General features: G+C 70.5%; 17 protein-coding genes. 12 read left to right on the top strand and 5 right to left on the bottom strand.

Annotated features, from left to right (window positions below):
- Nucleotides 1-25: 25 nt before the first annotated feature.
- From Q9S71_RS14425 to Q9S71_RS14370, 12 genes are all read left to right on the top strand, one after another.
- Nucleotides 26-889, top strand: coding sequence for a hypothetical protein (locus tag Q9S71_RS14425; protein WP_311863113.1), 864 nt, complete (start codon nt 26-28; stop codon nt 887-889).
- Nucleotides 886-2,169 carry an RDD family protein gene (locus Q9S71_RS14420; RefSeq protein WP_311863110.1) on the top strand — a complete coding sequence of 428 codons (1,284 nt, stop codon included), beginning with the start codon at nt 886-888 and terminating at the stop codon, nt 2,167-2,169. The genes Q9S71_RS14425 and Q9S71_RS14420 overlap by 4 nt, the downstream gene beginning before the upstream one ends.
- Before the next feature lie 55 nt (nt 2,170-2,224).
- The gene (locus tag Q9S71_RS14415; protein WP_311863108.1) at nt 2,225-6,823 is read left to right on the top strand and encodes an FtsK/SpoIIIE domain-containing protein; all 4,599 of its coding nucleotides are present in this window, start codon (nt 2,225-2,227) and stop codon (nt 6,821-6,823) included.
- Nucleotides 6,824-7,219: 396 nt separating this feature from the next.
- A complete protein-coding gene (locus Q9S71_RS14410; protein ID WP_311863105.1) occupies nt 7,220-7,780 on the top strand; it encodes a GAD-like domain-containing protein in 561 nt (186 codons plus the stop codon).
- A 37-nt stretch (nt 7,781-7,817) separates the two neighbouring features.
- Complete coding sequence (locus tag Q9S71_RS14405; RefSeq protein ID WP_311863104.1) at nt 7,818-8,378, top strand: GAD-like domain-containing protein; 561 nt, start codon at nt 7,818-7,820, stop codon at nt 8,376-8,378.
- A 150-nt stretch (nt 8,379-8,528) separates the two neighbouring features.
- Nucleotides 8,529-8,819, top strand: coding sequence for a WXG100 family type VII secretion target (locus Q9S71_RS14400; RefSeq protein WP_311863101.1), 291 nt, complete (start codon nt 8,529-8,531; stop codon nt 8,817-8,819).
- A 107-nt stretch (nt 8,820-8,926) separates the two neighbouring features.
- Nucleotides 8,927-9,151: a hypothetical protein gene (locus tag Q9S71_RS14395; RefSeq protein WP_064001283.1), complete on the top strand. Its 225-nt coding sequence runs from the start codon at nt 8,927-8,929 to the stop codon at nt 9,149-9,151.
- 7 nt (nt 9,152-9,158) lie between these two features.
- Nucleotides 9,159-10,838, top strand: coding sequence for an ABC transporter substrate-binding protein (locus Q9S71_RS14390; protein ID WP_311863098.1), 1,680 nt, complete (start codon nt 9,159-9,161; stop codon nt 10,836-10,838).
- Between the two features lie 68 nt (nt 10,839-10,906).
- Nucleotides 10,907-12,412, top strand: a complete 1,506-nt coding sequence (locus Q9S71_RS14385; protein WP_311863095.1) for an AlkA N-terminal domain-containing protein — start codon at nt 10,907-10,909, stop codon at nt 12,410-12,412.
- Nucleotides 12,409-12,900: a methylated-DNA--[protein]-cysteine S-methyltransferase gene (locus tag Q9S71_RS14380; RefSeq protein ID WP_311863093.1), complete on the top strand. Its 492-nt coding sequence runs from the start codon at nt 12,409-12,411 to the stop codon at nt 12,898-12,900. The genes Q9S71_RS14385 and Q9S71_RS14380 overlap by 4 nt, the downstream gene beginning before the upstream one ends.
- A gap of 314 nt (nt 12,901-13,214) precedes the next feature.
- On the top strand, nt 13,215-15,035 hold the full coding sequence (locus tag Q9S71_RS14375; RefSeq protein WP_311863091.1) for an ABC transporter ATP-binding protein: 1,821 nt from the start codon (nt 13,215-13,217) through the stop codon (nt 15,033-15,035).
- Entirely contained in the window at nt 15,032-16,843 is a 1,812-nt protein-coding gene (locus Q9S71_RS14370) for an ABC transporter ATP-binding protein (protein WP_311863089.1), read from the top strand. The genes Q9S71_RS14375 and Q9S71_RS14370 overlap by 4 nt, the downstream gene beginning before the upstream one ends.
- 170 nt (nt 16,844-17,013) lie before the next feature.
- Here Q9S71_RS14370 and Q9S71_RS14365 read toward each other — a convergent pair whose 3' ends face one another.
- Genes Q9S71_RS14365 through Q9S71_RS14345 form a run of 5 tightly spaced genes read right to left on the bottom strand, consistent with a single transcriptional unit; the run spans nt 17,014 to nt 23,285 of the window.
- Nucleotides 17,014-17,937: an N-acetylglucosamine kinase gene (locus Q9S71_RS14365; RefSeq protein ID WP_311863087.1), complete on the bottom strand. Its 924-nt coding sequence runs from the start codon at nt 17,935-17,937 to the stop codon at nt 17,014-17,016.
- A complete protein-coding gene (locus Q9S71_RS14360; RefSeq protein WP_311863084.1) occupies nt 17,934-18,869 on the bottom strand; it encodes a glycoside hydrolase family 113 in 936 nt (311 codons plus the stop codon). Before Q9S71_RS14360 ends, Q9S71_RS14365 begins: the two co-directional genes overlap by 4 nt.
- A gap of 26 nt (nt 18,870-18,895) precedes the next feature.
- Entirely contained in the window at nt 18,896-21,397 is a 2,502-nt protein-coding gene (locus Q9S71_RS14355; protein ID WP_311863083.1) for a glycoside hydrolase family 2 protein, read from the bottom strand.
- The gene (locus Q9S71_RS14350) at nt 21,394-22,290 is read right to left on the bottom strand and encodes a carbohydrate ABC transporter permease (protein WP_311863082.1); all 897 of its coding nucleotides are present in this window, start codon (nt 22,288-22,290) and stop codon (nt 21,394-21,396) included. The genes Q9S71_RS14355 and Q9S71_RS14350 overlap by 4 nt, the downstream gene beginning before the upstream one ends.
- Nucleotides 22,287-23,285: a carbohydrate ABC transporter permease gene (locus tag Q9S71_RS14345; protein ID WP_311863081.1), complete on the bottom strand. Its 999-nt coding sequence runs from the start codon at nt 23,283-23,285 to the stop codon at nt 22,287-22,289. Before Q9S71_RS14345 ends, Q9S71_RS14350 begins: the two co-directional genes overlap by 4 nt.
- Nucleotides 23,286-23,293 lie beyond the last annotated feature (8 nt).

Raw genomic sequence — 23,293 nt, 5'->3', positions numbered from 1 at the left:
GAACGCTGATGAGAGGGCTGAACCGATGAGTGCGATCGCGACGGATGTGACCGTGCGTATCTATGGTGCGAGCGAGCTGGGAGTGCTCGCGCAGACGGCTCCGGGACCCGCGCACCCGCGGGTCGAGTACGTCGGCGGTGAGGTCTTCGTCGGGCTCGATCACCGTGATCGGGGCTCCGCCGTCACTCAGGGGGAGACGGAAGGGGCGGATGCCGGGTTCCGGGACGCCCTGCGCGCTGCGGTCTCGCTCGTCGGTGAGCTCCCCTCCGCGGTCGAGAGGGCGGTGGTCATCGAGGACGAGGCGCTCGCCGCTGCGGTGCTGCTCGACCCGTCGCGGGTGGCGGGGCTCGAGCTCTCCGGCGACCCGGTGGTGTTCCCTTTCGCCCGTGATCGAGTGGTCATCGTGGGTGCGGAGGATCAGGCCGCCATCGCGCGGACGCTGGACGTCGCGGAGGAGCTGTTTGATGCGGACCGGCCCCTGGTGAGCGCGCACCCGATGGTGCTGACCGACGAGGGGTGGGCGCCGTTCCCGTGGCGGGAGCGAGTGCCGGAGCTGGCGATGCGGTTCGAGCGCGTGCTGCGGTTGTTCTCGGTGCGCGCGTATGACGTGCAGACCGTCGCCCTCCAGCGCCCCGACGTGCACATCGCGCCCGCGAAGATCCGGGTGCTGGAGTCGGGGGTGACCACGACGTTCGCGACGTGGCCGCAGGGCACCGCGACGCTTTTGCCGGTGGTCGACAATGTCATCATCGCCGACCCGTCGGGGACCCTCAGCGTCGCGACGCTGACCCAGTTCCTCGACGCCGCCGGTGACGCGGTCGTGCGCACCGGGCTCTCACCCGCGCGCTACTTCGTGCCCGGCGATCAGCCCGCAGCACCGACGGCATGATCTGGGAGATCGATCAGCCGGAGGACCGGCCGGATGGCGTCGACGCGATGGGTCGGCCCGACCCCGCGTACGCGGCCGCCCTGGGCCTCGTCCGTGCACCGTTCGGTCGTCGATCCCTCGCCTTCCTCCTCGACATCCTCATCTGGGCCTTCCTGCAGCTGCCGCTGTGGCTCGGGGCCGTCCCGCTGCTCCTGAAGCTCGCGACCGGGGCGATCTCGCCCTATGGACTCGTCAATCACCCCGGCTTCGTGCTGGCCGTCGTGATGGCGAGTATCACCGTGGCGCTCTCGCTCGCCTTCCTCATCGTGCAGTGGGTCCTGCAGGCGCGGCGCGGACTGACGATCGGCAAGGGGTTCACGGGGCTCCGGAGCATCAACGTCCGCACGCTCGAGAAGCCCGGCGCCGGAGCCGTCCTCCTCCGTGCGCTCATCGTCGGCCTCGCCGGCGTCATCCCGGTCATCGGCACCGCGGTCATCCTCGCTTCACCCACCTTCGACCCGCAGGAGCGGGGCCGCGGGCTGCACGACCGTGCCGCGCGGATGTGGTTGGTCGACATCCGCCGCGGCCTGAACCCGTATGACGAGAAGCGGATGCGGATCGCCCGGAAGACCGTCAAGGCGGAGCCTGTCCCCGAACGCCCGGAGCGCCCGTCGCTCGCCACTCCCACCCGGCCCGGCGCGCGTCCGGACTACCGTCCCGGCAACCGCATCAGCGCCGGGGTCCTCGGCGTGAACCGCGGACCCGACGGCCGCCCTGCGGCGACGGAGGATGCCGCGGCGTCGGCCGCTCCGGGGGTCATCGACGCCGCCCCCGGCCTCGCGACCCCCCGCGTCGCGCCCGCGCCGACGCCGGCACCGGCCCGCGAAGCCGCGCCCGCGCCCGCACCCGAGCCCGCGCCCACACCCGAGCCCGCGCCCGAGCCCGCGCCCGCACCCGAGCCCGCGCCCGCGCCGTCGCCCCGGTGGGGCCTGCGCTTCGACACGGGGGAGACGGTCGCCGTCACCGGGCCGCTCCTGATCGGTCGCGATCCCGACCCGGCGAGTGCACCGGGTGCCGAGCCGCACCGCCTGCTCGACGAGAGCCGTTCCCTCTCGAAGACCCACGCGATTCTGACGCCCACCGCCCACGGGCTCGAGGTCGTCGATCGCGGGTCCACCAACGGCAGCGCGGTCGTCCGTGCGGGCGTCGAGACAGCGGCCGTCGCCGGGGTGGCACTCGCCGCGGCCGTCGGCGACACCGTCCGCCTCGGAGACCGCCTCGCCGAAGTCGTCGCACTGTGATCGTCCCGCCCGCACCCGTCCGCCCGACGCGTCCCCACCCCATCGGAGAAGAGCAATGCGGCTGAAGCTCACCCTGCACCGGCACGACAACGACCCCGTCGACATCGTCGTGACAGCCGACTCCACGGCGACCGTCGGCGACGTCGCGCGGTACATCGCGGCATCCGATCCCGCCCGGTCGACCACTTTCGCCGAGGACGACGTCCTCACCCTGTCGGTCGCGCCGCCGACCGCGTCCCGCGCCGTCGAGCTGCCCCACGACCTGCCGATCGGCGAAGCGCCCCTCGGGTCGGGGTTCGCGGCATCCATCGTCAACTACGGCGCCGGATACACCCGCGCCGGACGCGGCGAGACCGTGGGCATCCTGCGGGCCACCGCCGGGCCGCTCGCCGGACAGGAGTTCGCCCTGTCGGCAGGTCACGTGTCCATCGGGCGCGACCCGAGCAACGACGTCGTGCTCGCCGACCCCATGGTCTCGAAGCGCCACGCGCGACTCGAGGTCGGTGCGCACGCCGAGGTCGTCGACCTGAACTCCGCCAACGGCGTCCTCGTCGACGGCGTCGAAGTGCAGCGTGTGCGCGTCGAGGACGGTCGGCCCTTCGTCATCGGCGCGACGACGCTCGTCGTCTACCTCACGAACGCGTGGGACGGTGCCGCCGCCGACGACCCGATCATCGAGCGTGGCGGCGGGCTGCTGTTCAACCGCAGTCCGCGCGTCGAGGTCCGCTACCCGGGCACGCGCTTCAAGCCGCCGCGCCTGCCCACCGAGAAGATCGGCAAGATCTTCCCCTGGCCGATCATGGTCGCCCCGATCCTCATGGGTGCCGCGCTGTTCGCGCTCAACGGCAATCCCCGCTCGCTCCTGCTGATCGTCATGACACCGCTCATGGCGTTCGGAAACCTCATCAACCAGTCGGTCCAGAGTCGCAAGAGCGAGGACCACGAGCGTCTGCTCTTCGAGCGGCAGTTCGAGCAACTGGAGGAGGACTTCTTCCGCGGCAAGCCCGAGGAGGAGGCGGCTCGCAACGCCGAGGCGCCGGCGGTCGCCGACGTCTTCGAGGAGGCGATGCGGCTCGGTCCGCTGCTGTGGACCCGACGTCCCGAGCACTGGAACTTCCTCGCCCTGCGACTCGGGACCTGTTCCCTCCCCGCGCGCAACGGGATCGACGACGCCGAGACGCCCGACGGGCTGCCCGAGTACATCGACCGCGTCGATCGGTTGCGGCTGCGCTACGAGATGGTCGACGACGTCCCCGTCTTCGAGACGTTCCCCACCTCCGGTTCGATCGGCATCGCCGGTCCGCGCGCGCTCGTGGCCGATGCGATGCGCGGCGTGGCCGTGCAGGTGTTCGGCCTGCACGCGCCCAACGACGTCGTGACCGTCGCCTTCTCGGACTCGTCCTGGACGCCCGAGCTCGAGTGGCTCAAGTGGCTTCCGCACACGACCGCCGAGCGCAGCCCGTTCCGCTCGGCGCCGCTGGCCGATTCCGCGCCGAGTGCCGCGGGCCTGCTCAACTCGCTCGAGGAGTACGTCCGTCGCGCCTCCGGCGGTGGCCGCGAGGGCGAGCCCCGTGGCCCGTTCAAGGACGATTGGAATCCCCTCCTCTACGGGACGGATGTCGCTCGTGCCGCCGAGGACCGCGTCCGCACACCCCCGATCTCGGTGGTCGTCTTCGTCACCGGCGATGCGCCGGTCGACCGCGGGCGCCTCACCGACGTCCTCGAGCGAGGCGCCGATCACGGTGTCCACGCCGTGTTCATCTCCGAGACGGTCGAGTCGCTGCCCGCTGTCTGCCGCAGCTTCATCGAGCTGCGGAACGACCTCGCCGATGCGCGGGTCGGTCTCGTCCGCAACGGCGAGGCCTTCGAGCACGTCGCCGTCGAGGGGGTCTCGAACGCCTACATGGAGATGTTCGCGCGACGCCTGTCGCCGGTGGTGGATGCCAGCACGGTCGTGCACGACGCGTCCGACATCCCCAACTCGGTCAACTTCCTGCAGCTCATCGACCCCGCGATCGCCGAGAACCCGCACGCGGCGATCGAGCGCTGGCAGCAGAACAACACGATCGTGGACCGCACGCCGACGCCGCGGCCCCGTCTGAAGAAGGCCGGCACGCTCCGCGCGATCATCGGGCAGGGGCCGAGCGACGCGATGGCGCTGGACCTGCGGACGCAGGGACCGCACGCGCTCGTGGGCGGCACGACCGGTTCGGGCAAGTCCGAGTTCCTGCAGGCGTGGGTGCTCGGCATGGCCGCCGCGCACAGCCCCGACCGCGTGACCTTCCTCTTCGTCGACTACAAGGGCGGTTCGGCCTTCGCCGACTGCGTCGACCTGCCGCACTGCGTCGGCCTCGTCACCGACCTCAACCCGCACCTCGTCCGCCGGGCGCTGACGAGCCTCCGCGCGGAGCTGCAGCACCGCGAGCACCTGCTGAACCGCAAGAAGGCCAAGGACCTCCTCGAACTCGAGAAGCGCCAGGACCCGGAGTGCCCGCCGTCGCTCGTGCTCGTCATCGACGAGTTCGCCGCCCTGGCCTCGGAGATGCCGGAGTTCGTGGACGGCGTCGTCGACATCGCCCAGCGCGGCCGCTCCCTCGGCATCCACCTCATCATGGCGACCCAGCGCCCCGCCGGTGTCATCAAGGACAATCTCCGCGCGAACACGAACCTGCGCATCGCCCTCCGTATGGCGGATGAGGCGGACTCGCGCGACGTGGTGGACGATGATGTCGCGGCGAGCTTCCCCGCGTCGGTCCCGGGGCGCGCGATCGCCAAGACCGGCCCCGGCCGCCTCGTGCCGTTCCAGTCCGCCTACACCGGCGGCTGGACGAGTCTGGAGGACACCGCGGTCGCCGAGGTGCGCGTCGCCGAGCTGCGTTTCGGTGCGGCCGCCGAGTGGGAGCCCGACCGCCCCGCCGAGTCGGACTCGCACGAGGAGGACCTCGGGCCGAACGACCAGAGGCGTATCGTGTCGAACCTCGTGACCGCGTGCGAGGTCGCGGGTCTGCCGCGCCCCCGCCGTCCCTGGCTCGACGATCTGTCGGCGCTCGTCGACCTCGCGAACCTTGCGAACGAGGGCGACACGCGCATCCCCATCGCCCTCATGGACGTGCCCGAGAAGCAGCAGCAGGAGCCGGCGTTCTTCGTCCCCGATCGCGACGGATCGCTCGTCGTGTACGGCACGTCCGGGTCGGGCAAGTCGACCGTCCTCAAGACGATCGGCACGGCGGCGGGCATGCGACCGGACCGCGGCCGGGTCAACGTCTACTGCCTGGACTTCGCGACCGGCGCGCTCGGCGCGCTGTCGGCCCTCCCGCACGTCGGGTCGGTCGTCGACGGCTCGGACGTCGAGCGTATCCAGCGCCTGCTGCGCACCCTCGACGGCGAGATGGACCGCCGCGCGTCGGCATTCTCGGCGGCCAGCGCCGCGACGCTGCAGGAGTATCGCGAGATCGCGGACCCCAACCTCCCGCGCATCATCCTGCTGATCGACAACTTCCCCGAGTTCAAGAAGGACTGGGAGGTGGCGCCCGGTCGCGGCCCGTTCTACCGCACCTTCATGCGTATCCTCGGCGAGGGTCGCACGCTCGGGGTGCACACGGTCCTCACGGCCGACCGCGGCAACGCGGTCCCGAGCGCCGTCGCCTCGAACATCTCGCGCAAGGTGGTCCTGCGGATGGGCGACCCGTCGCAGTACATGCTGCTCGGCACTCCGCGCGACGTGCTCGACGAGCAGTCCGTTCCCGGGCGCGCCGTCATCGACGGTCACGAGGCGCAGATCGCCGTCCTCGGCGGGACCTCCAACGCCGTCGAGCAGACGAAGGCGCTCGGGGTCCTCGGCGACAAGCTCCGCGCGGAGGGCGTGCGCGATCTCCCCGAGATCGGTGCCCTGCCGACCGCGGTGCCGGCCACGGACATGCCGGCCCGGGTCGACGGGATGCCGGTGTTCGGCGTCGCCGACGACACCCTCTCGGCGCACGGTTTCGAGCCGATCGGTTCGTTCGTGATCTCGGGGCCGCCGGCATCCGGTCGCACCAACGCTCTCAAGTCGCTCGTCATCGCGATGGAACGCTTCGACCCGGGCGTCCAGCTCTACCACTTCGGCAGCCGGCGCGCCGAGCTCAAGGACTTCCGTCCGTGGGTGAAGAGCGCCACCCGTCCCGACGACGAGAAGGAGCTGGCCACCGAGCTGGCCGAGCTCATCACGCGGGATGTATCGGAAGGCCGCATCCTCATCGTGATCGAGGACATGCCGCACCTGTCGGACGGCCCCGCCGACCGCCCGATGCGCACCCTGCTGCAGGCGATGAACGACAGTGAGCACATGCTGATCGGCGACGCCGAGATCTCGCGGGCGAGCGGCAGCATCGGTGTGCTGGGGGAGTGGAAGGCGGGCCGTCAGGGCATCGTCCTCAAGCCCGACACGTACGACGGCGAGGCGATCTTCAAGACGCCGTTCGGCCGGGTCAAGCGGTCGGACTTCCCCGTCGGTCGAGGCATCTTCGTGCAGGCGGGTCGCTCGGTCACCGTGCAGATGCCGCTCGTCGCCGATGTGGCACCCCCGCCGCAGCCGACGGTCGCGCCCCCGACGACACGGGCGGCTGCCCGCGAAGCGGTGACGGCGGATGCCGCGGGAACGACGCTCGGCGCCTGACCCCCGACGTGCCGAACGTCGTATCCAGAGAGGTGGATCACGTGGCGGAGATCGCAGATTTCGTCCCGCATGCGTTCCTGACCCTTCTGAGGCTCGACGGTGCAGAGCACCTCGAGGACGAACTCGACTGGGGCCTGTTCCCTGAGGCGGTTGAGCGGCAGGGTGCACCCGCTTTTGACGAGTCCTTCATGTTCGTCCCCTTCCTTCTTCGGGCGAACCTGGCACGGTCGACACCCTGCAGAAACGTCAGACGCTGTCGACTATCTAGGTCATGGTCGACCTGCAGGCGCCCATCGGGCACTGATCGGCCGCAGTCGGATTCGTCCCAGCCCTTCGATCTCCGGGTGGACTCCGGTGGGGTCTCCACAACGACGGTCTTCGGTTAGCTTGAGGGACATGGTCGAGATCGCTGATTTTGTTGCGCACGCGCCGGTCGAACCCGAGGTCATCGCGGCCTACCGGGAGCGGGTGCCCGCAGAGATCGTCGAGATCTGGGACACGTACGGGTACGGCACATTCGCTCACGGTTTTCTTCGAGTAATCAATCCCACGGTCTACGAGGCTGAACTCGGCGGCCGAATCGGCAAGACCCAGGGTGACGGTGTGGCGATCCCCGTCATGGTCACCGGGCTGGGAGATCTCATCACCTGGGAGCCCAGTCTGGGTGGACTTGTGGGTCTCATCTTCCGCGAGAACAGAGGCGTCGGCCTGGGGGATGTCGATTCGTTCCTTCTGCTCACGGAGGCTGTGGGTGCTGACCATCTGGCCTCGGAGTTCAACTGGGGGGTCTTCCCCGACGCGGTCGCCATGCACGGCCCGCAGGGCTTCGAGGAGTCGTTCATCTTCGTTCCGCTGCCGTCGTTGGGTGGGTCGGGCACGGTCGACACTCTTCAGAAGCGTCAGACGCTGTCGGCTATCCAGGTCATGGTCGACCTGCAGGGGCCCATCGGGCACTGACCGGCCACACCTTGAATTCCTCTCTAGGTTGGAAACCATGGTTCAGGTCGAGGATTTCGTCCCGCATGCGCCGGTAGAGCCGGAAGTGATCGCTGCCTACCGTGACCGAGTTCCCGCGGAGATCGTCGAGATCTGGGAGCAGTACGGATATGGCACGTTCGGCGAGGGCTTCATCCGCGTCATCAACCCTGGCGTGTACGAGTCCGAGCTCGGCGACCGCATCGGGAAGACCCAGGGGGACGGGATCGCCATTCCTGTCATGGTGACCGGTCTCGGTGACCTGATCACGTGGGAGCCGAGTCTGGGCGGGCTCGTCGCTCTCATGTTCAGAAGCAACCGCGGTACGGGGATGGGCAAAGCCGCTACCTTTCTCGGTCTGCTGAAGCTGGACGGTTCGGAATACCTGTCGGAGAAGTTCGCGTGGGATGTCTTTCCCCAGGCGGTCGAGCAGCAGGGTCCGCCGGACTTCGACGAATCGTTCATCTTCGTTCCCCTCCCGTCATTGGGTGGGCCGGGCACGGCCGATACTCTCCAGAAGCGTCCCACCCTCTCGGCTATCCAGGTCATAGTCGACCTGCAGGGCCCGATCGGACACTGATCCGCGCGGCGGTTCGTGCTGGGCGAAATATAGGGCCTCGAAGGTGGGTAGTTCTCCCCATATGTGGCTCGGATGTCCTTCGCTAGCATCGGTGACGCGGGGGGATGGACAAGGTCCCCGCACCACGACGACACGCTGGGAGGCGGGTTCATGGCTCACGATTTTGGTGCAACATACAGCGAGATGGAGAGCGCGGCGGCGCGGCTTCGCGACGGTCGCCAGACCGTCACCGACACGCTCAAGGAGCTCCAGGGCATCATCGACGACCTGGTGCAGGACGGCTTCAAGACCGAGAACGCGTCCGAGGCCTACTCGACCGCCTACTCGGAGCTCACGACGTCGCTCGACGACGCCGCCGAGGCCGTCAACGACATGGCGCAGGCGCTCGACCAGATGGCGGACCGCATCCGCGACACGGACGCGGAGATGGCCGCAGGCTGATCCCCGGCTCGCTCACGGGCCGCGATGCGATCTCAGGATCCGCATCGCGGCCCGTTGCCTGTGTTCATGATGATTAGGATCAGGATGACGAACGGAGTGTCGCGACGATGACCACCTCGCAGACCTACTGGTACAACCTCTCGACCCAGTCCGTGGTGCGCGACGACGAGCGCCCGTCGGAGGACTGCCTGGGCCCGTTCGCCAGCGCAGCCGAGGCGGAGGACTCGCCCGCCGTGCTGCTCGAGTACGCGAAGAGCTGGCTCGAAAGCGAAGAGAGCGAGCCGTACCGGCAGATGGCCGAGGAGCTCGGCGACGACACCGACCGCATCTGATCAGCGGATGCGAGCTTCCCGCCGCACCGCGGTCGCTGCTGTCGCGGTCGCCGTCCTGGCGTTGAGCGCGTGCGCGTCGGCGCTCCCGCCGTCCGTCGTCCCCGACAGCACGGTCACCGTCGGCTGGGCCGGTCCGGTGACATCCCTGAACGCCCGGGTCGATCCGACGCCGGGCAACCGCGACATCGCGGCGGTGACCCGATCGTCCTTCGGCCGTGTCGTGGACGGTGAGGTCGTCCCGGACGAGTCGTTCGGCACGGTCCGCATCCTTGAAGAAGACCCGTTCACGGTCCGCTACGACCTGGCGGAGCCGTCATGGTCTGACGGCATCCCGCTCGACGCCGCCGACCTCGTCCTCGGATGGGCGGCATCCGTGGGTCTGCTGTCCGAGGACGGCCCGTCGGATGCCGCGCTGGAGGCGCCCCGTCCGAGGATCGACGAGTTCGCGCGGTCGATCGACGTCATGTTCGCAGCCCCGACCATCGCGTGGCAGACCGCGGTGTCGGCGGACGCCCCGGCGCACACGGTCGGCATGCGTGCCTTCGACCTCGACGACCCGATGGAGGCGAAGCAGGCGGTCATCCGGGCCGTCCTCGAGCGGGATGCCGGTGCCCTCGCCGCGATCGCGGAGGTCTGGAACACCGCCTTCGCCGTCTCGGGCGACACCGTCGACGCCGATCTCGCGCTCTCGAGCGGCCCCTACGTCGTCGCCGACATCGCGGACGAGGGCGCGAGCGTCACGCTGGCGCCCAACCCGGCCTACGCCGGTGCGGCCGCGCCCAAGTTCGCCGACATCGAGCTCGTCCCGCGCGGCGACGATCCCGTCGCGGCGGTGGGGGAGTCGCTCGACATCGTCTCGCTGAGCCCGACCCCCGACGACCGGGAAGCCGTCCGTCAGCGCGAGCGACGGGACTTCGTCGTGCAGACGACGCACGACGGCACCATCTGGACGCTGCTCCTCAGTCCCGACGGGGTCTTCACGGAACGCGCCGCGCGCGCGGCCTTCCTGCGTGTCGTCCCCGCCGACGAGATGGTCGCCGCCGGTGCGGGCGAGTGGGCGCAGGCGTACCCGAAGACCACGTCGATGGTCACGGCGCCGGGGTCCCGCGCCTTCGACGTCGTCACGGAGGATTCCGGATTCGCCGAGGCGCTCGGCACGCCGGCCGACGACGCCGCCCTGGACCGGACGGCGGCGGGTGTCCGCGACGACGCGCGCGTGTGCGTCCTCTACGACTCCCGCAACGGCTTCGCCAAGGGGGCGTTCGGCGCTCTGAAGACGGCGGCCGCCGAGGCGGGGTGGGACGTCGTCGACTGCGCCACGGACGACCTCGACGCCGCCGTGAAGGCGCCCGGGTGGGATGCCGTCATCCGGCGCGTCCGCGTGCCGCAGACCCCTCGGGCCATCGCCCAGCAGTGGGGCACCGACGGATCGTCGAGCCTCGTCGGCCAGGCCGACCCCGCACGCGACGAGCTGATCTCGACGCTCCAGCAGACCGTCGACGTCTACGCCGCGCGGGATCTGCTCGCCCGGATCGAGTCGACGATCGTGCAGGCCGCCGTCGCACGGCCGCTCGCCGCCGCCCCGCGCGTGACGATCGTCGCCCCTGACGTCACCGGGGTCACGGTGCGCGACGGTGACGACGCTCCGCTGCTCTCCGACGTCGCGGGCTGGACGCCCGCCGGCTGAACCGCGGCATCCGCTGTCGTGTCCGATTTCCGCGAGTCGGTGTCGGTGGCGCGTGTCAGGCTGGAGCCATGACGATCGCGCCGATGACCTTCGACGAGCGGTACCGCGCGATCGACGCGCGGGACGCGCGGTTCGACGGACAGTTCGTCACCGCCGTCCACTCGACCGGCATCTACTGCCGACCGAGCTGCCCGGCCCGCACGCCGAAAGCCGCGAACGTCACCTTCTACCCGACGAGCGCCGCCGCGCACGAGGCCGGTTTCCGCGCGTGCAAACGCTGCCTCCCCGAGGCGACCCCGGGCTCGCCGCAGTGGAACCTCCGCGGCGACGTCGCCGGTCGCGCGATGCGCCTGATCGCCGACGGCGTCATCGACCGGGAAGGAGTGCCCGGGCTCGCACGGCGTCTCGGTTACTCGGAACGCCACCTCACGCGTCTGCTCGCCGCCGAGCTCGGGGCGGGCCCGCTCGCCCTCGCGCGGGCCCACCGGGCGCACACGGCCCGGACCCTGCTCGTCGACACCGAGCTGCCGATGGCCGACGTCGCGTTCGCGGCGGGCTTCGGCAGCATCCGTCAGTTCAACGACACCATGACCGAGGTCTTCGCGCTGTCGCCGACCGAGCTGCGCGCGAGGCGGCGGGGCGGGACCGCGACCGCCGGCCGCATCGACCTCGTCCTGCCCGTGCGCGAGCCCTTCGACTCCGTCGGCCTGTTCGGGTGGATGCGCGCCCATGCGATCCCGGGTGTCGAGGTGGGTGAGACGGCGTCGTTCGCGCGCACGATCCGGCTGGACGGCGGACCGGCGTGGTTCGAGGTGCGGCAGGATGCCGCGGGACGGATGCGGCTGCGCGCCGACCTCGCCTCGTTGCGCGACCTCGCCCCGCTCCTGTCCCGCGTCCGTCGCCTGTTCGACCTCGACGCCGACCCCGCCGCCGTCGACGCGGCGCTCGCCGCGCACCCCGAGCTGCGGCCCCTCGTCGCGCGGGTGCCCGGCGTGCGTCTGCCCGCAGCGATCGACGCGGACGAGATGCTCATCCGCGCGATGATCGGCCAGCAGATCAGCGTCGCGTCGGCGCGGACGGTGATGGGCCGCCTCGCCGCCGCCCTCGGCGAGCCCGTCGAGACCCCGCACGGACCCGCCGTCCTGTTCCCGACGCCGCAGGCCGTCGCCGAGCACGGTGCCGAGGTGCTGCGGGGACCGGGCGCGCGCATCCGCGCCATCGTTCAGGCGGCGACGGCCCTCGCCGACGGCTCGCTCCGGCTCGGACCCGGCGACGACACCCACGAACAGCGCGCCGCCCTGCTCGCCCTCCCGGGGATCGGGCCGTGGACCGCTGACTACGTGCGCATGCGGGTGCTCGGCGACCCCGACGTCCTGCTGCCCGGCGACGTGGCGGCCCGGGCGGGAGCGGCGGCCGCCGGCATCCCGTCGGACGCGAAAAACCTGACCGCCTGGTCGGCGCGGGTCGCGCCCTGGCGCAGCTACCTCATGGCGCACCTCTGGTACGCCGCGCCCGTCACGCAGGCCTGGCGTGCCGTGGACCTCGATCCCTCTTCCCGGAAGGCCGCCTCATGACCGCGATCCTGCAGACCATCGACACCCCCGACGGCCCGTTCACGATCCTTGAGGACGACGGTCGGGTGCTGTCGTCCGGGTGGACGGACGACCCCGAGCGCATCCTCGGGCGCCTCCGCGCAGACCGCGTGCCGCCGCACGTCGCGCCGGGGCGGACGCAGGCGGCGGCGCGGACGCTCGCGTACTACGACGGCGACCTCACCGCGATCGACGACGTGCCCGTGATGCAGTACGGCACCGCCCTGCAGACCGCCGGGTGGGCGGCCCTGCGTCGCATCCCGGCCGGGGGACCGCTCACGTACCGCGAGTTCGCGGCCCACCTCGGATCGCCGAACGCGGTCCGGGCCGCGGCATCCATCTGCGCGCGGAACGCGCCGGCGCTGTTCGTCCCGTGCCACCGGGTCCTCCGCACCGCGGGAGCGCTCGGCGGGTTCGCGTGGGGGCTGCACGTGAAGCAGAGCCTGCTGCAGCGCGAAGCGGGGAAATGATCAATCCATCTGAGTAAGCGCTTGCTTACAGCGAATCCTCAGGGATATCCTGGAGGGCTCCCGCACGCCGCGGGGGCCCTGTCCGGCCCCATCAAGGAGGAAGCCATGTCCCCGGAGATCGTCTACACGAAGTCCGCCGCCTTCCTCGTCGCCGGACGCCCCGTCCGTCGGGGATGACGACCGAGGTCTGACCTCGCGCGGAAGCTTCCCGCGCCCCTCATCGTTCTCCCTCGACGGGTCCCCGAGACCCCGATCGTCCGCGCCCCCGTGCGCTCCTCGCCGCTTCGGCATCCGCTCCTCACCTGTGCAGGATCATGACCTCCTCGACGCATCCCCGTCTGTCCACCGCCCGTTCCCTCGCCCGCCTGATCCCCTTCGCGAAGCCCGTGCTCCCGCGCCTGGGGCTCGGCGCCCTCAGCGCGCTCATCGCGAGTCTGCTGGGTCTCACCATCCCCCTCGTGCTCGAGCAGATCGTCGGCACGAACGGGCCCATAGCCTCGGGTGACCCGTGGCTGATCGCCCTCGGCGCCGGCGCAGTGCTGCTGCTCGGCCTCCTCGAGGCGCTCATGGTGTGGGCGCGCCGCTGGTTCGTGCTCGCCCCAGCCACCGCCGTCGAGTACGAGCTGCGCACCGACTTCTACGCGCGCCTGCAGCGGCTGCCGGTCGCTTTCCATGACCGCTGGCAGTCCGGCCAGCTGCTCAGCCGCATGATGCAGGACATTGGCCTCATCCGTCGATGGATGGCCTTCGGTGTCGTGTTGCTGGTCGTGAACATGATCACGATCGTCGTCGGCTCCGTCATTCTGTTCAGCTGGCACTGGCTGCTCGGCACGATCTTCGTCGTCGTCTCCGCACCGCTGTGGATCGCCGGCTACGTCTTCGAGAACCGATACGGCATGCTCTCGCGGCAGAGCCAGGACCAGGCCGGCGACCTGGCGACCGCCGTCGAGGAGTCGGTCCACGGCATCCGTGTCCTCAAGGCCTTCGGCCGCGGCAGCCACGCCCTGCGCAAGTTCACGCGTCAGGCGGAGACGCTCCGCGAGACCGAGATCAGCAAGGCCAAGGCCGTCGGCTGGATCTGGTTCTGGCTGGTGCTGCTCCCCGACATCGCGTTCGCGCTGTGCCTGGGCGCGGGCATCTACCTCGTGTCGGTGGAGCAGATCGACACCGCGGCGCTCATCGCCTTCTTCGCGATGGCGACCATTCTGCGGTGGCCCGTCGAATCCATCGGGTTCCTGTTCTCGTTCCTCGTCGACGCGCGCACCGCGACGGACCGCATCTTCGAGGTCTTCGACGAGCAGAACACGATCGTCGACCCCGAACGCCCCGTCTCGATCGCCGAACCCCGCGGCGAGCTGGTCTTCGAGGGGGCGCGGTTCCGCTATCAGGATGCCGCGGCCACCGAGCGAGACCTGCTCGACGGCATCGACCTGTCGCTGCGGCCGGGCGAGACCATGGCGCTCGTCGGTCTCACCGGCTCGGGCAAGACGACGCTCACGACGCTGCCCGGACGCCTGTACGACGTCACCGGAGGACGCGTGCTGCTCGACGGCGTCGACGTGCGCGCGCTGCCGCTGACCGAGCTGCGCCGTCACGTCGGCATGGCCTTCGAGGACGCCACGCTGTTCTCGCAGACCGTGCGCGAGAACGTCCTCCTCGGTCGTGAGGACCTCGATCCGCACAGCCCCGAGGGTGAGCGCGTCCTGCGCGAAGCCCTGCAGGTCGCGCAGGCGGCGTTCGTCGACGACCTGCCCGACGGCGTCGACACCGTCATCGGCGAAGAGGGGCTGAGCCTCTCGGGCGGTCAGCGTCAGCGTCTCGCACTGGCCCGTGCCGTCGCCGCCCGCCCGGCCGTCCTCGTACTCGACGACCCGCTGTCGGCTCTCGACGTCGACACCGAGGCGCTCGTCGAGGACGCCCTCCGCGTGGTGCTCGCCGAGACGACGGCCCTCGTGGTCGCCCACCGGCCGTCCACCGTCACGCTCGCCGACCGCGTCGCCCTCCTCGAAGAGGGGCGCATCACCGCTGTCGGCACGCACTCCGAGCTCCTGCGCACCAGCGAGCACTACCGGCACGTCATCTCGAGCCTCGAGGACGAGCAGGAACGTCAGCAGAAGAGGGAGGTGTCCCTGTGAGCACCGTCACGGGCACCAGCGGCGAAGACCGCTCCGATTACACCCGCGAGGAGAGCCGGCAGATCCGGCGCCGCTCGCTGCGACTGCTCGGGTCGCTCGTCACGCCGCTGAAGATGCAGCTCGTCCTCGCGGGCATCGTGCTGGTCGTCTCAACGGTGCTCCGCGTGGCCGGCCCGGCGCTGGTCGGCTGGGGCATCGCGAACGCCCTGCCCGCTGTCCAGAAAGAGGCCGACTGGATGCCGACGATCGCCGTCGTCGCGGTGTTCCTGGTCACTGCGATCGGCGGTGCGGCCCTCATCGGGTGGTACGCGGTCGTCGTGGCGCGGCTGACTCAGGCGGTCATGCTGGACCTCCGCAAGCGGATCTTCCTGCACACGCAGAAGCTCAGCCTCGAGTTCCACGAGTCGTACACGTCCGGCCGCATCATCTCGCGTCAGACGAGCGACCTCGACACGATCCGCGAGCTGCTCGACGGCGGACTCAACGAGCTGGTCTCGGGCCTGCTGTACGGCGGGTTCACGCTCGTCGCGCTGATCCTGCTCGACTGGCAGTCCGGCCTCGTGCTCGCCTTCATGGGCATCCCGCTGTTCTTCCTCATGCGCTGGTTCTACCTGCGCTCGCAGGTCGTCTACCGCGAATCGCGCGTCGTGAGCGCGAAGGTGATCGTCAAGTTCGTCGAGACGATGACCGGCGTCCGCGCCGTCAAGGCCTTCCGCAAGGAGCCGGCCAACGACGGCGAGTTCGGCGGGCTCGCGAGCGACTACCGCGACATCAACATGCGCTCGATCCGCCTGTTCGGCACGTTCGAGCCCGCCATGATGGCGCTCGCCTCGTTCGCCCTCGCCGCCGTCGTGCTGTGGGGCGGGCTGCGCGTGGTCAGCGGTGCGCTCGAGCTCGGCTTCCTGCTGTCGGCCGTCCTGTACGTGCGAAACTTCTTCGCGCCCATGCAGGAGGTCGCGTTCTTCCTGAACTCGTACCAGTCCGCCACCGCGGCGCTCGAGAAGGTGTCGGGCGTACTGGAGGAGGACCCGACGGTCCCCGACCCCACGAAGCCGGTCGACCTGCGCCAGGCGACCGGCCACCTGCGCTTCGACGACGTGACGTTCGGGTACTCCGAGTCGAAGACGATCCTGCCGCACTTCCGGCTCGACATCCCGGCCGGGCAGACGATCGCCCTCGTCGGCACGACGGGCGCCGGCAAGTCGACCCTCGCCAAGCTCGTCGCGCGGTTCTACGACCCGACGAAGGGGGCCGTGACCCTCGACGGCGTCGACCTGCGGGAGCTGCACCCGAAGGACCTGCGCCGCGCGATCGTCATGGTCACGCAGGAGGCGTACCTGTTCAGCGGGACCGTCGCCGACAACATCGCGCTCGGCAAGCCCGACGCGACGATGGACGAGATCCGTGCGGCGGCCCGCGCGGTCGGTGCGGACGCCTTCATTGAGAAGCTGCCCGACGGGTACGACACCGACGTGAACAAGCGCGGTGGCCGCGTCTCGGCCGGTCAGCGTCAGCTGATCTCGTTCGCGCGCGCGTTCCTTGCCGACCCCGCGGTGCTGATCCTCGACGAGGCCACGGCGTCGCTCGACATCCCGAGCGAACGCCAGATCCAGGAGGCCCTCGGCACCCTGCTCGCCGACCGCACGGCGATCATCATCGCGCACCGTCTGTCGACGGTCGCGATCGCCGACCGCGTGCTCGTCATGGAGCACGGCCGGATCATCGAGGACGACACCCCCGACGCCCTCATCGCCGGCACGGGCAAGTTCGCGCAGCTGCACCGCGCCTGGCGCGAATCGCTCGTCTGAGCCGGCGCTGAGCCGCTGACGGATGCCGGGGCCCGAAGTCGGGGCCCCGGCATCCGTCGTTCGTGGTCTGCCGTTCGTGCCGGATGCAGGTTCAGGCGGCCGTCACCGCGCGCAGCCTGCGGTCGGAGTCTTCTGAACCTGCACTCGGCACGCCGGACGCCGGCCGCGGGTCAGATCGCGCCGGCGCGGTGGACGGCCGTACCCAGGGGGTGGGCCGTCGTGATCTCGGCCAGGGCGAGGGCGCCGTCGATCCCGACGCCCTGCGGGGCGACGAGCCGCAGCCCCGCGCCCTCGCCGAGCGCGGCCGCGAAGGCGTCGTGCAGCGTCCGCGAGGCGAACACCCCGCCGATCGCGCAGACGTCGAACACCGGCTCGTCGGTGCGCACGCGGCGGACGGCGGTCCGAGCGGACCACGCGAGCTGCTGCGCGGCACGGTGCGAGATCTCCCGCGCGACGGCGTCGCCCGCATCCGCCGCCCGCGCGACGTTCCGCGCGAGCGACGCGACCACCCGCACGCGATCGTGATCGGCCTGCAGGGCCATGTACGCCTGCGAGAGGTCGGGCCACCGGGCGAGGGCGTCGTCGGTCAGCAGCGTCGCCGGTCCGCGGCCGTCGTATGCGCGCATGACGGCGTCGAGCGCCTCTCGACCGATCCAGTAGCCGCTGCCGGCGTCGCCCATGATCCAGCCCCACCCGTCGACACGGGCCGTGTCGGTCGCGCCGACGGCCAGGGTGACCACTCCCGTTCCGGCCGCGACGACCGCGCCGTGCCGGTCGCCGAGCGCACCGAGGAACGACGTCGTCGAGTCGTGCGCGAGCATCGTGGCCCGCACGCCGTCGGCGTGGACGAGCGAGAGCAGCGCGTCGGCATCCGCGTCGCGGTCGGTGAGTCCCGAGATCCCCGCCGCGACGATGTCGGGTTCGGTGCCCGTGCGCTGGAGGGTCTCGTGGACGACGCGCGCCAGCTGGGGCAGGAGCGGTCCGCCGGTGTGGATGCCGCGGAACGCGAGGTCCTCCCGACGGGAGCCGTCGTCGACCCTCACCTTGATGTCGCTCTGGCCGGCGTCGATGGCCAGCACGCGGCGCGCGCTCATCGTCCTCCTCCTGTGGCAGCCGCCGTCAGCGCACGATAGTGCGAGCGCAGGAACTCACCCGCCGGCTTCCCGTATGGACAGTAGTCGTCGTTGTCCTCCGCCGCGTCGGGCGCGTAGAGCTCCGCCGGCCAGTCCCAGAGGAAGAAGCCCGACACCCACTCCCGCTCGCCGCACGCGTCGAACATCGCGCGGTAGTAGTCGAGCTGCGCCTGGCCCGACGGAGCGCCCTCGAGAGCCCAGTCGTTCGGCCTCATCGGGGAGTTCTCCCGCGACGGGCAGCCCGCCTCGAGGAACACGAAGGGCGTGCCGGATGCCTCGACCACCGCCTCGATCCGGTCGAGGTTCTCCTGCCACGCGTCGATCGGGTAGTAGCCGCTGGACGAGATGACGTCGACCGCGTCCCACCAGCCGATCCGGTCCTCCTGATACTTGTCGCAGTTGTACGTGATCAGTCCGGAGTACACCTCCCGCACCGCCCGGATGAGCTCGCGCCAGTGCGCCTCCTGCCCGTCGGCGCGCACCATCTCGCAGCCGATGCAGAGCATCGCGCAGCCCTCGGCCTGCGCGATGCGGGCGGCGTCGAGGATGAACGCCCGGTAGGACGCGAACCACTCGGTCCAGCTCGGTTCGCCGGGGACGTCCCAGTCGAAGAAGCCGATGAAGGCGCGCCAGGTCCCGTCGGCGACGTTGACGACCGGCTTCAGGCACACCTTCATCCCACGCTCGTGCGCGGCGCGGATCGCGTGCACGATCTCGTCCTCGGTCACCGTCGGCTCGTCGCGGAACGGGATGTCGGTCGAGAACGCGGTCGCCTGCTCGGCGGCGTACGCGAGCGCCGTCCAGGTGACGCCGTGGTCGGCCATCGCGTCGAGGGATGCCGCTGCGGCGGGGGTCGACCACGTTCCGCGGACGCCCGTCCATCCCCACGTCATGCCGCAGACTGGCCCCTCGAGGGCGGTCATCCGGTCACCAGCTGATTGGCGGAGCGGAGCACGCGCGGATCGGCGAGGGCGGCGGCATCGAGTGCGATGCCGGCGTCGTGGTGCACGACGATGCGCCCGGTCTCGCCGGGGAGCAGCGTGAGCAGGCCGTCGGCCGGCTGCGCGGAGGTGTGCACCTTGTCGGCGAGCAGCGAGACGTCGCGGGCGAAGCGCTCCGCCGTGATGCTCACCTCCGTGCCGCCCTCGACGGGGCGCGTCGCCACAGCCAGGCCCGGGTCGCCGAGCGTCGAGTCGCGCGGCTCGGCGAAGTACCAGACCCCGCGCGCGGAGTCGGCGTCGACGACGAGCGCTTCGGCGGCGGCATCCGTCGGCGTGGTCAGGTCGGTGTCGATCGTCACGGCGAGCGTCCCCCAGGCCTCGACGGTGACGTCCACCGCGCCGTCGGCGAGCACGTCGCCGCCGAACGAGACGCGTCGGGTGCGGAGCGGAACGGTCCACGTCTCATCGGTGTCGTTGCCGAGGACGGCGACGAGCCGGCCGTCCCGCGGCTGCACCGTCACGACGCGCGCGGCGAAGGCGTTCTTCAGCGCGTGGAACAGCGGCTTGACCCGCTCGGCTCCGTCGATCGCCGCCCACGAGGTGACCGGCCAGCAGTCGTTGAGCTGCCACACGACGGCGCCCATCGTGTGCGGCGCCCACGAGCGGAAGTGGTCGAGCGCGGCGCCGACGGCGAGGGCCTGGTTCAGCTGCATGGCCCAGTGCCACGTCTCCATATCGGCCGGCATCCGGAAGTGGGGGAGCAGCCCGTTCGTGAGCTTCGTGTTCCCCTCCATCGCCTTCTGGTGCACGATCATGCCCGGCGATTCCGGGGTGAGCGGACTGTCGTCGACCGAGTCGACGAGCGTCGTCCACGCCGGCGGTGCCTGCCAGCCGAACTCGGCGACGAAGCGCGGGGTGTGCTCGCGGTAGGTCGACCAGTCGCGGCGGTTCCACTGCTCCCACAGGTGCATGCTGCCGTGCTTCTCGTCGTTGGGGTGCGGTCCGGTCTGACGGCCGGATGCGGCATCCCATCCCGTCTCCGGACTGAACGGGCTGCCGGGGGCGTACGGCACGTGAGGGGCGAGTTCGGCGATGATCGCCGGGAACAGCTCGTAGTAGTACGTCGCGCCCCAGCTCTTGCCGTCGAGGCTCAGCTTCCAACCCCAGTCCTCGAAGCCCCACAGGTTCTCGTTGTTGCCGACGAGTTGGGCGAGCGAGGCGTGCGACGCCAGACGCACGACGTTCTCGCGCGCCTCGGCCTCGATCTCGGAGCGCAGGGGCTCCTCCTCGGGATAGGCGGCGCAGGCGAACAGGAAGTCCTGCCAGACGAGCAGTCCGAGTTCGTCGGCGAGGTCGTAGAAGTCGTCGGACTCGTAGAGGCCGCCGCCCCACACGCGGATGAGGTTCACGTTCGCGTCGATCGCCTGGCGCAGTCGGCGCTCGTAGCGGTCCCGATCGACGCGCACGGGGAGTGCGTCGTCGGGGATCCAGTTGACGCCTTTCACGAAGATCGGCCGGTCGTTGACGACGAGCGTGTAGGGGGTGCCCGCGGCATCCGGCTCGGTGTCCCAGTGGACAGTACGGAACCCGACCCGTCGGGTGGTCGCGTCCAGCGTCCGACCCGCCGCGTGGAGGACGACCTCGACCGTGTAAAGCGGCTGCTCGCCGTGACCGACCGGCCACCAGCGTCGGACGGCCGAGAGGTTCACCTCGACGCGGCCCGTCTCGCCGACGACCGCGGCGCTCGCGGTCGTCTCGCCGTCCAGGCCGGGACCGCGGACGATCGCGTGCACCTCCAGGTTCGAGCCGGCGGCATCCGTCCGTTCGACGTCGACGTCGACGGTGACCCGTCCGCCGTCGCCCATCGGTGTCGCGACGACGCGCGTCCGCGACAGGCGCGCGGTGGACCAGGACTCGAGGTGCACCGGCTTCCAGATGCCGCTCGTGTAGGTGGCGATGCCCCAGTCCCAGCCGAAGCTGCAGGCGGACTTGCGGATCGCCTCATAGGGCAGCGGGTAGGGGCGCGGGCGGGCACCGAGGTCGAGGCTGGCCTGGTTCGCGTAGGGCACGGGCGCGCGGAAGGCGACCTCGAGCTCGTTGTCGCCGTCCTGCAGGTGCGCGGCGACGTCGTAGCGGTACGACCGGTGCTGGTTGGCGACCTCACCGACGGCGCGGCCGTTCAAGCGGATTGTCGCGACCGTGTCGACGCCGTCGAAGACGAGGTCGTGGCGGTCGCTGCCGTCGGGCGTCCAGGCGAACGTGGTGCGGTAGGTCCAGTCCACGAGACCGATCCAGGCCAGCAGCGACTCGTTGTCCCCGTGGAACGGGTCGGGGATGCGCCCCTCGGCGAGCAGGTCGACGTGGATGCTGCCGGGCACGACCGCGTCGACGTCGGCCCCCGCGAGGGCGTCGGGGACGGGCCCTGCGGCGGCGCGGACGGTCCACCCGTCGTGGAGGGGGCGGCGGGAGAGGTGGGTCACTTGACGGCTCCTGAGGTGAGGCCCTGATAGATCCAACGCTGCAGGAGCAGGAAGGCGATGAGCGTCGGGATGATCACGACGAGCGTCCCGGCGGCGATCACCTCCCACTGCGCGCCGAAGGGCCCTTTGAATCGGAAGAGGGACGTGGAGATCATGCCCTCGGAGGGCAGGTAGAGGAAGGGGGCGTAGAACTCGTTGTACACGGCGATGCCCTTGATGATGACGACCGTCGCGATCGCGGGACGCAGCAACGGCAGCACCACACGCCAGTAGATGGTCCACCGGTTCGCCCCGTCGATCATGGCGGCTTCGTCGAGCGAGATCGGGATGGACTGCATGAACTGGATGAACAGGTAGATCGCGATGATGTCCGTGCCCATGAACAGCAGGATGAGCGCGGCTTTCGTGTCGTAGAGCCCGAGGCCGTTGACGAGCTGGAAGGTCGCGACCTGGCTCGTGACCCCCGGGATGAGGGTCGCGAGCAGGAAGAGTCCCATGACGACCTTCTTGCCGCGGAACTGGAAGCGGTCGAGGGCGTAGGCGGCCATCGTGCCGAGCGCGATCGTGCCGACGAGCGACACGGCGAGCACGATCGTCGTGTTGACGAAGCCCTCGAGCATCTTGCCGCTCGTGAACGCGGTCACGAAGTTGTCGACGTTGAACCAGTTCGAGGGCGGGTCGAAGGGGCCCGTGCTCGCATACTCGCTCGAGCTCTTCATCGCCGCGAACAGCAGCACCGACAGCGGCAGCAGCGTCACGATCGCCGCGATCACGAGGCTCGTGTACTTCGCCGCCGTCGCGCTCAGGCTGCCGAGGCGCTGCAGCGGCGTCCGCGCGGACCGGCGCCGGGGGAGCGACGTCGGCTTCGTGGGCGGCATCAGGGTCGCGGTCACGTCAGGTCCACCTTCTCGTCGGGGAACACGCGTCGTTGGATCACCGTGACGACCAGGACGATCACCAGCAGGACGACGGCCATCGCCGAGGCGAGGCCCACCTGCCGGAACGAGAACGCGGTCTGCAGGGTCTGGATGACGAACGTCGCGGATCCGTTGGCGCCGCCGGTCATGATGAAGGGCACCTCGAACACCGACAGGCTGCCGGCGATGGCGAGGATGAACGACAGGCCGATGATGCGACGGATGCCGGGGGCGATGATGGACCAGAACTGCTGCCACTTGTTGGCACCGTCGAGCTCCGCGGCTTCGTACAGCTCGCGCGGGATCGACTGGATCGCGCCGAGGAACAGGACGAAGTTGAGGCCGGTGTAGCGCCAGACCGAGGTGCCCGCCAGCGACCAGTTGACGACGTCCGGGTCGCCGAGCCACTGCGGCGGGTCGGCGAGGCCGAACCAGCCGAGGACGGTGTCGAGGGTGCCGCCGGGCTGGAAGAGGTAGAGGAAGACGAACCCGATGGCGACGCCGTTGATCAGGTACGGGAAGAACAGGATGCCGCGGAAGAGGTTCGAGAACCGCGTCGAGAAGCTGAGGATCGTCGCGAAGTAGAGGGCGATCGCCATCTGCAGGAACGACGCCGCGAAGTAATACAGACTCACCCAGAAGACGCTGAAGATGCGAGGGTCGGTGAACACCTGGATGTAGTTGTCAAGCCCGACGAGGTTCTTCTCGAGGTCGATGCCGTCCCAGTCGGTGACGGAGTAGTAGAAGAGGTTCAGCGCGGGCCAGTACGTGAACAGCAGGAGGAGGCCGACGGCCCCCGAGAGGAAGAGCCAGGGCGTGAGCCGCTGGACGATCCCGCGTCCCGCCCCGCGCGACCCGGCGCCGGGTGCGCCGGTCCCGCGGCGCGAGCCGCGAAGCCGGCGCACCCGGGCGGGTGCGGACAGGACCGCAGGGGCGTCCGCGGGAGCGGAGCCGGGAGTTGCGATCGCCATCGTGGATG

Origin of the sequence: Microbacterium gawkjiense (assembly GCF_031932225.1) — a bacterium.
Lineage (GTDB): Bacteria > Actinomycetota > Actinomycetes > Actinomycetales > Microbacteriaceae > Microbacterium > Microbacterium gawkjiense.
This window is presented reverse-complemented; position numbering and strand designations above follow the sequence as displayed.

Coding starts and splice junctions, on each gene's coding strand:
- Q9S71_RS14395 (WP_064001283.1), top strand. CDS start 8,927: ATGACCACCTCGCAGACCTACTGGTACAACCTCTCGACCCAGTCCGTG.
- Q9S71_RS14410 (WP_311863105.1), top strand. CDS start 7,220: ATGGTCGAGATCGCTGATTTTGTTGCGCACGCGCCGGTCGAACCCGAG.
- Q9S71_RS14380 (WP_311863093.1), top strand. CDS start 12,409: ATGACCGCGATCCTGCAGACCATCGACACCCCCGACGGCCCGTTCACG.
- Q9S71_RS14420 (WP_311863110.1), top strand. CDS start 886: ATGATCTGGGAGATCGATCAGCCGGAGGACCGGCCGGATGGCGTCGAC.
- Q9S71_RS14390 (WP_311863098.1), top strand. CDS start 9,159: ATGCGAGCTTCCCGCCGCACCGCGGTCGCTGCTGTCGCGGTCGCCGTC.
- Q9S71_RS14400 (WP_311863101.1), top strand. CDS start 8,529: ATGGCTCACGATTTTGGTGCAACATACAGCGAGATGGAGAGCGCGGCG.
- Q9S71_RS14365 (WP_311863087.1), bottom strand. CDS start 17,937: ATGAGCGCGCGCCGCGTGCTGGCCATCGACGCCGGCCAGAGCGACATC.
- Q9S71_RS14345 (WP_311863081.1), bottom strand. CDS start 23,285: ATGGCGATCGCAACTCCCGGCTCCGCTCCCGCGGACGCCCCTGCGGTC.
- Q9S71_RS14415 (WP_311863108.1), top strand. CDS start 2,225: ATGCGGCTGAAGCTCACCCTGCACCGGCACGACAACGACCCCGTCGAC.
- Q9S71_RS14375 (WP_311863091.1), top strand. CDS start 13,215: ATGACCTCCTCGACGCATCCCCGTCTGTCCACCGCCCGTTCCCTCGCC.
- Q9S71_RS14405 (WP_311863104.1), top strand. CDS start 7,818: ATGGTTCAGGTCGAGGATTTCGTCCCGCATGCGCCGGTAGAGCCGGAA.
- Q9S71_RS14385 (WP_311863095.1), top strand. CDS start 10,907: ATGACGATCGCGCCGATGACCTTCGACGAGCGGTACCGCGCGATCGAC.
- Q9S71_RS14360 (WP_311863084.1), bottom strand. CDS start 18,869: ATGACGTGGGGATGGACGGGCGTCCGCGGAACGTGGTCGACCCCCGCC.
- Q9S71_RS14425 (WP_311863113.1), top strand. CDS start 26: ATGAGTGCGATCGCGACGGATGTGACCGTGCGTATCTATGGTGCGAGC.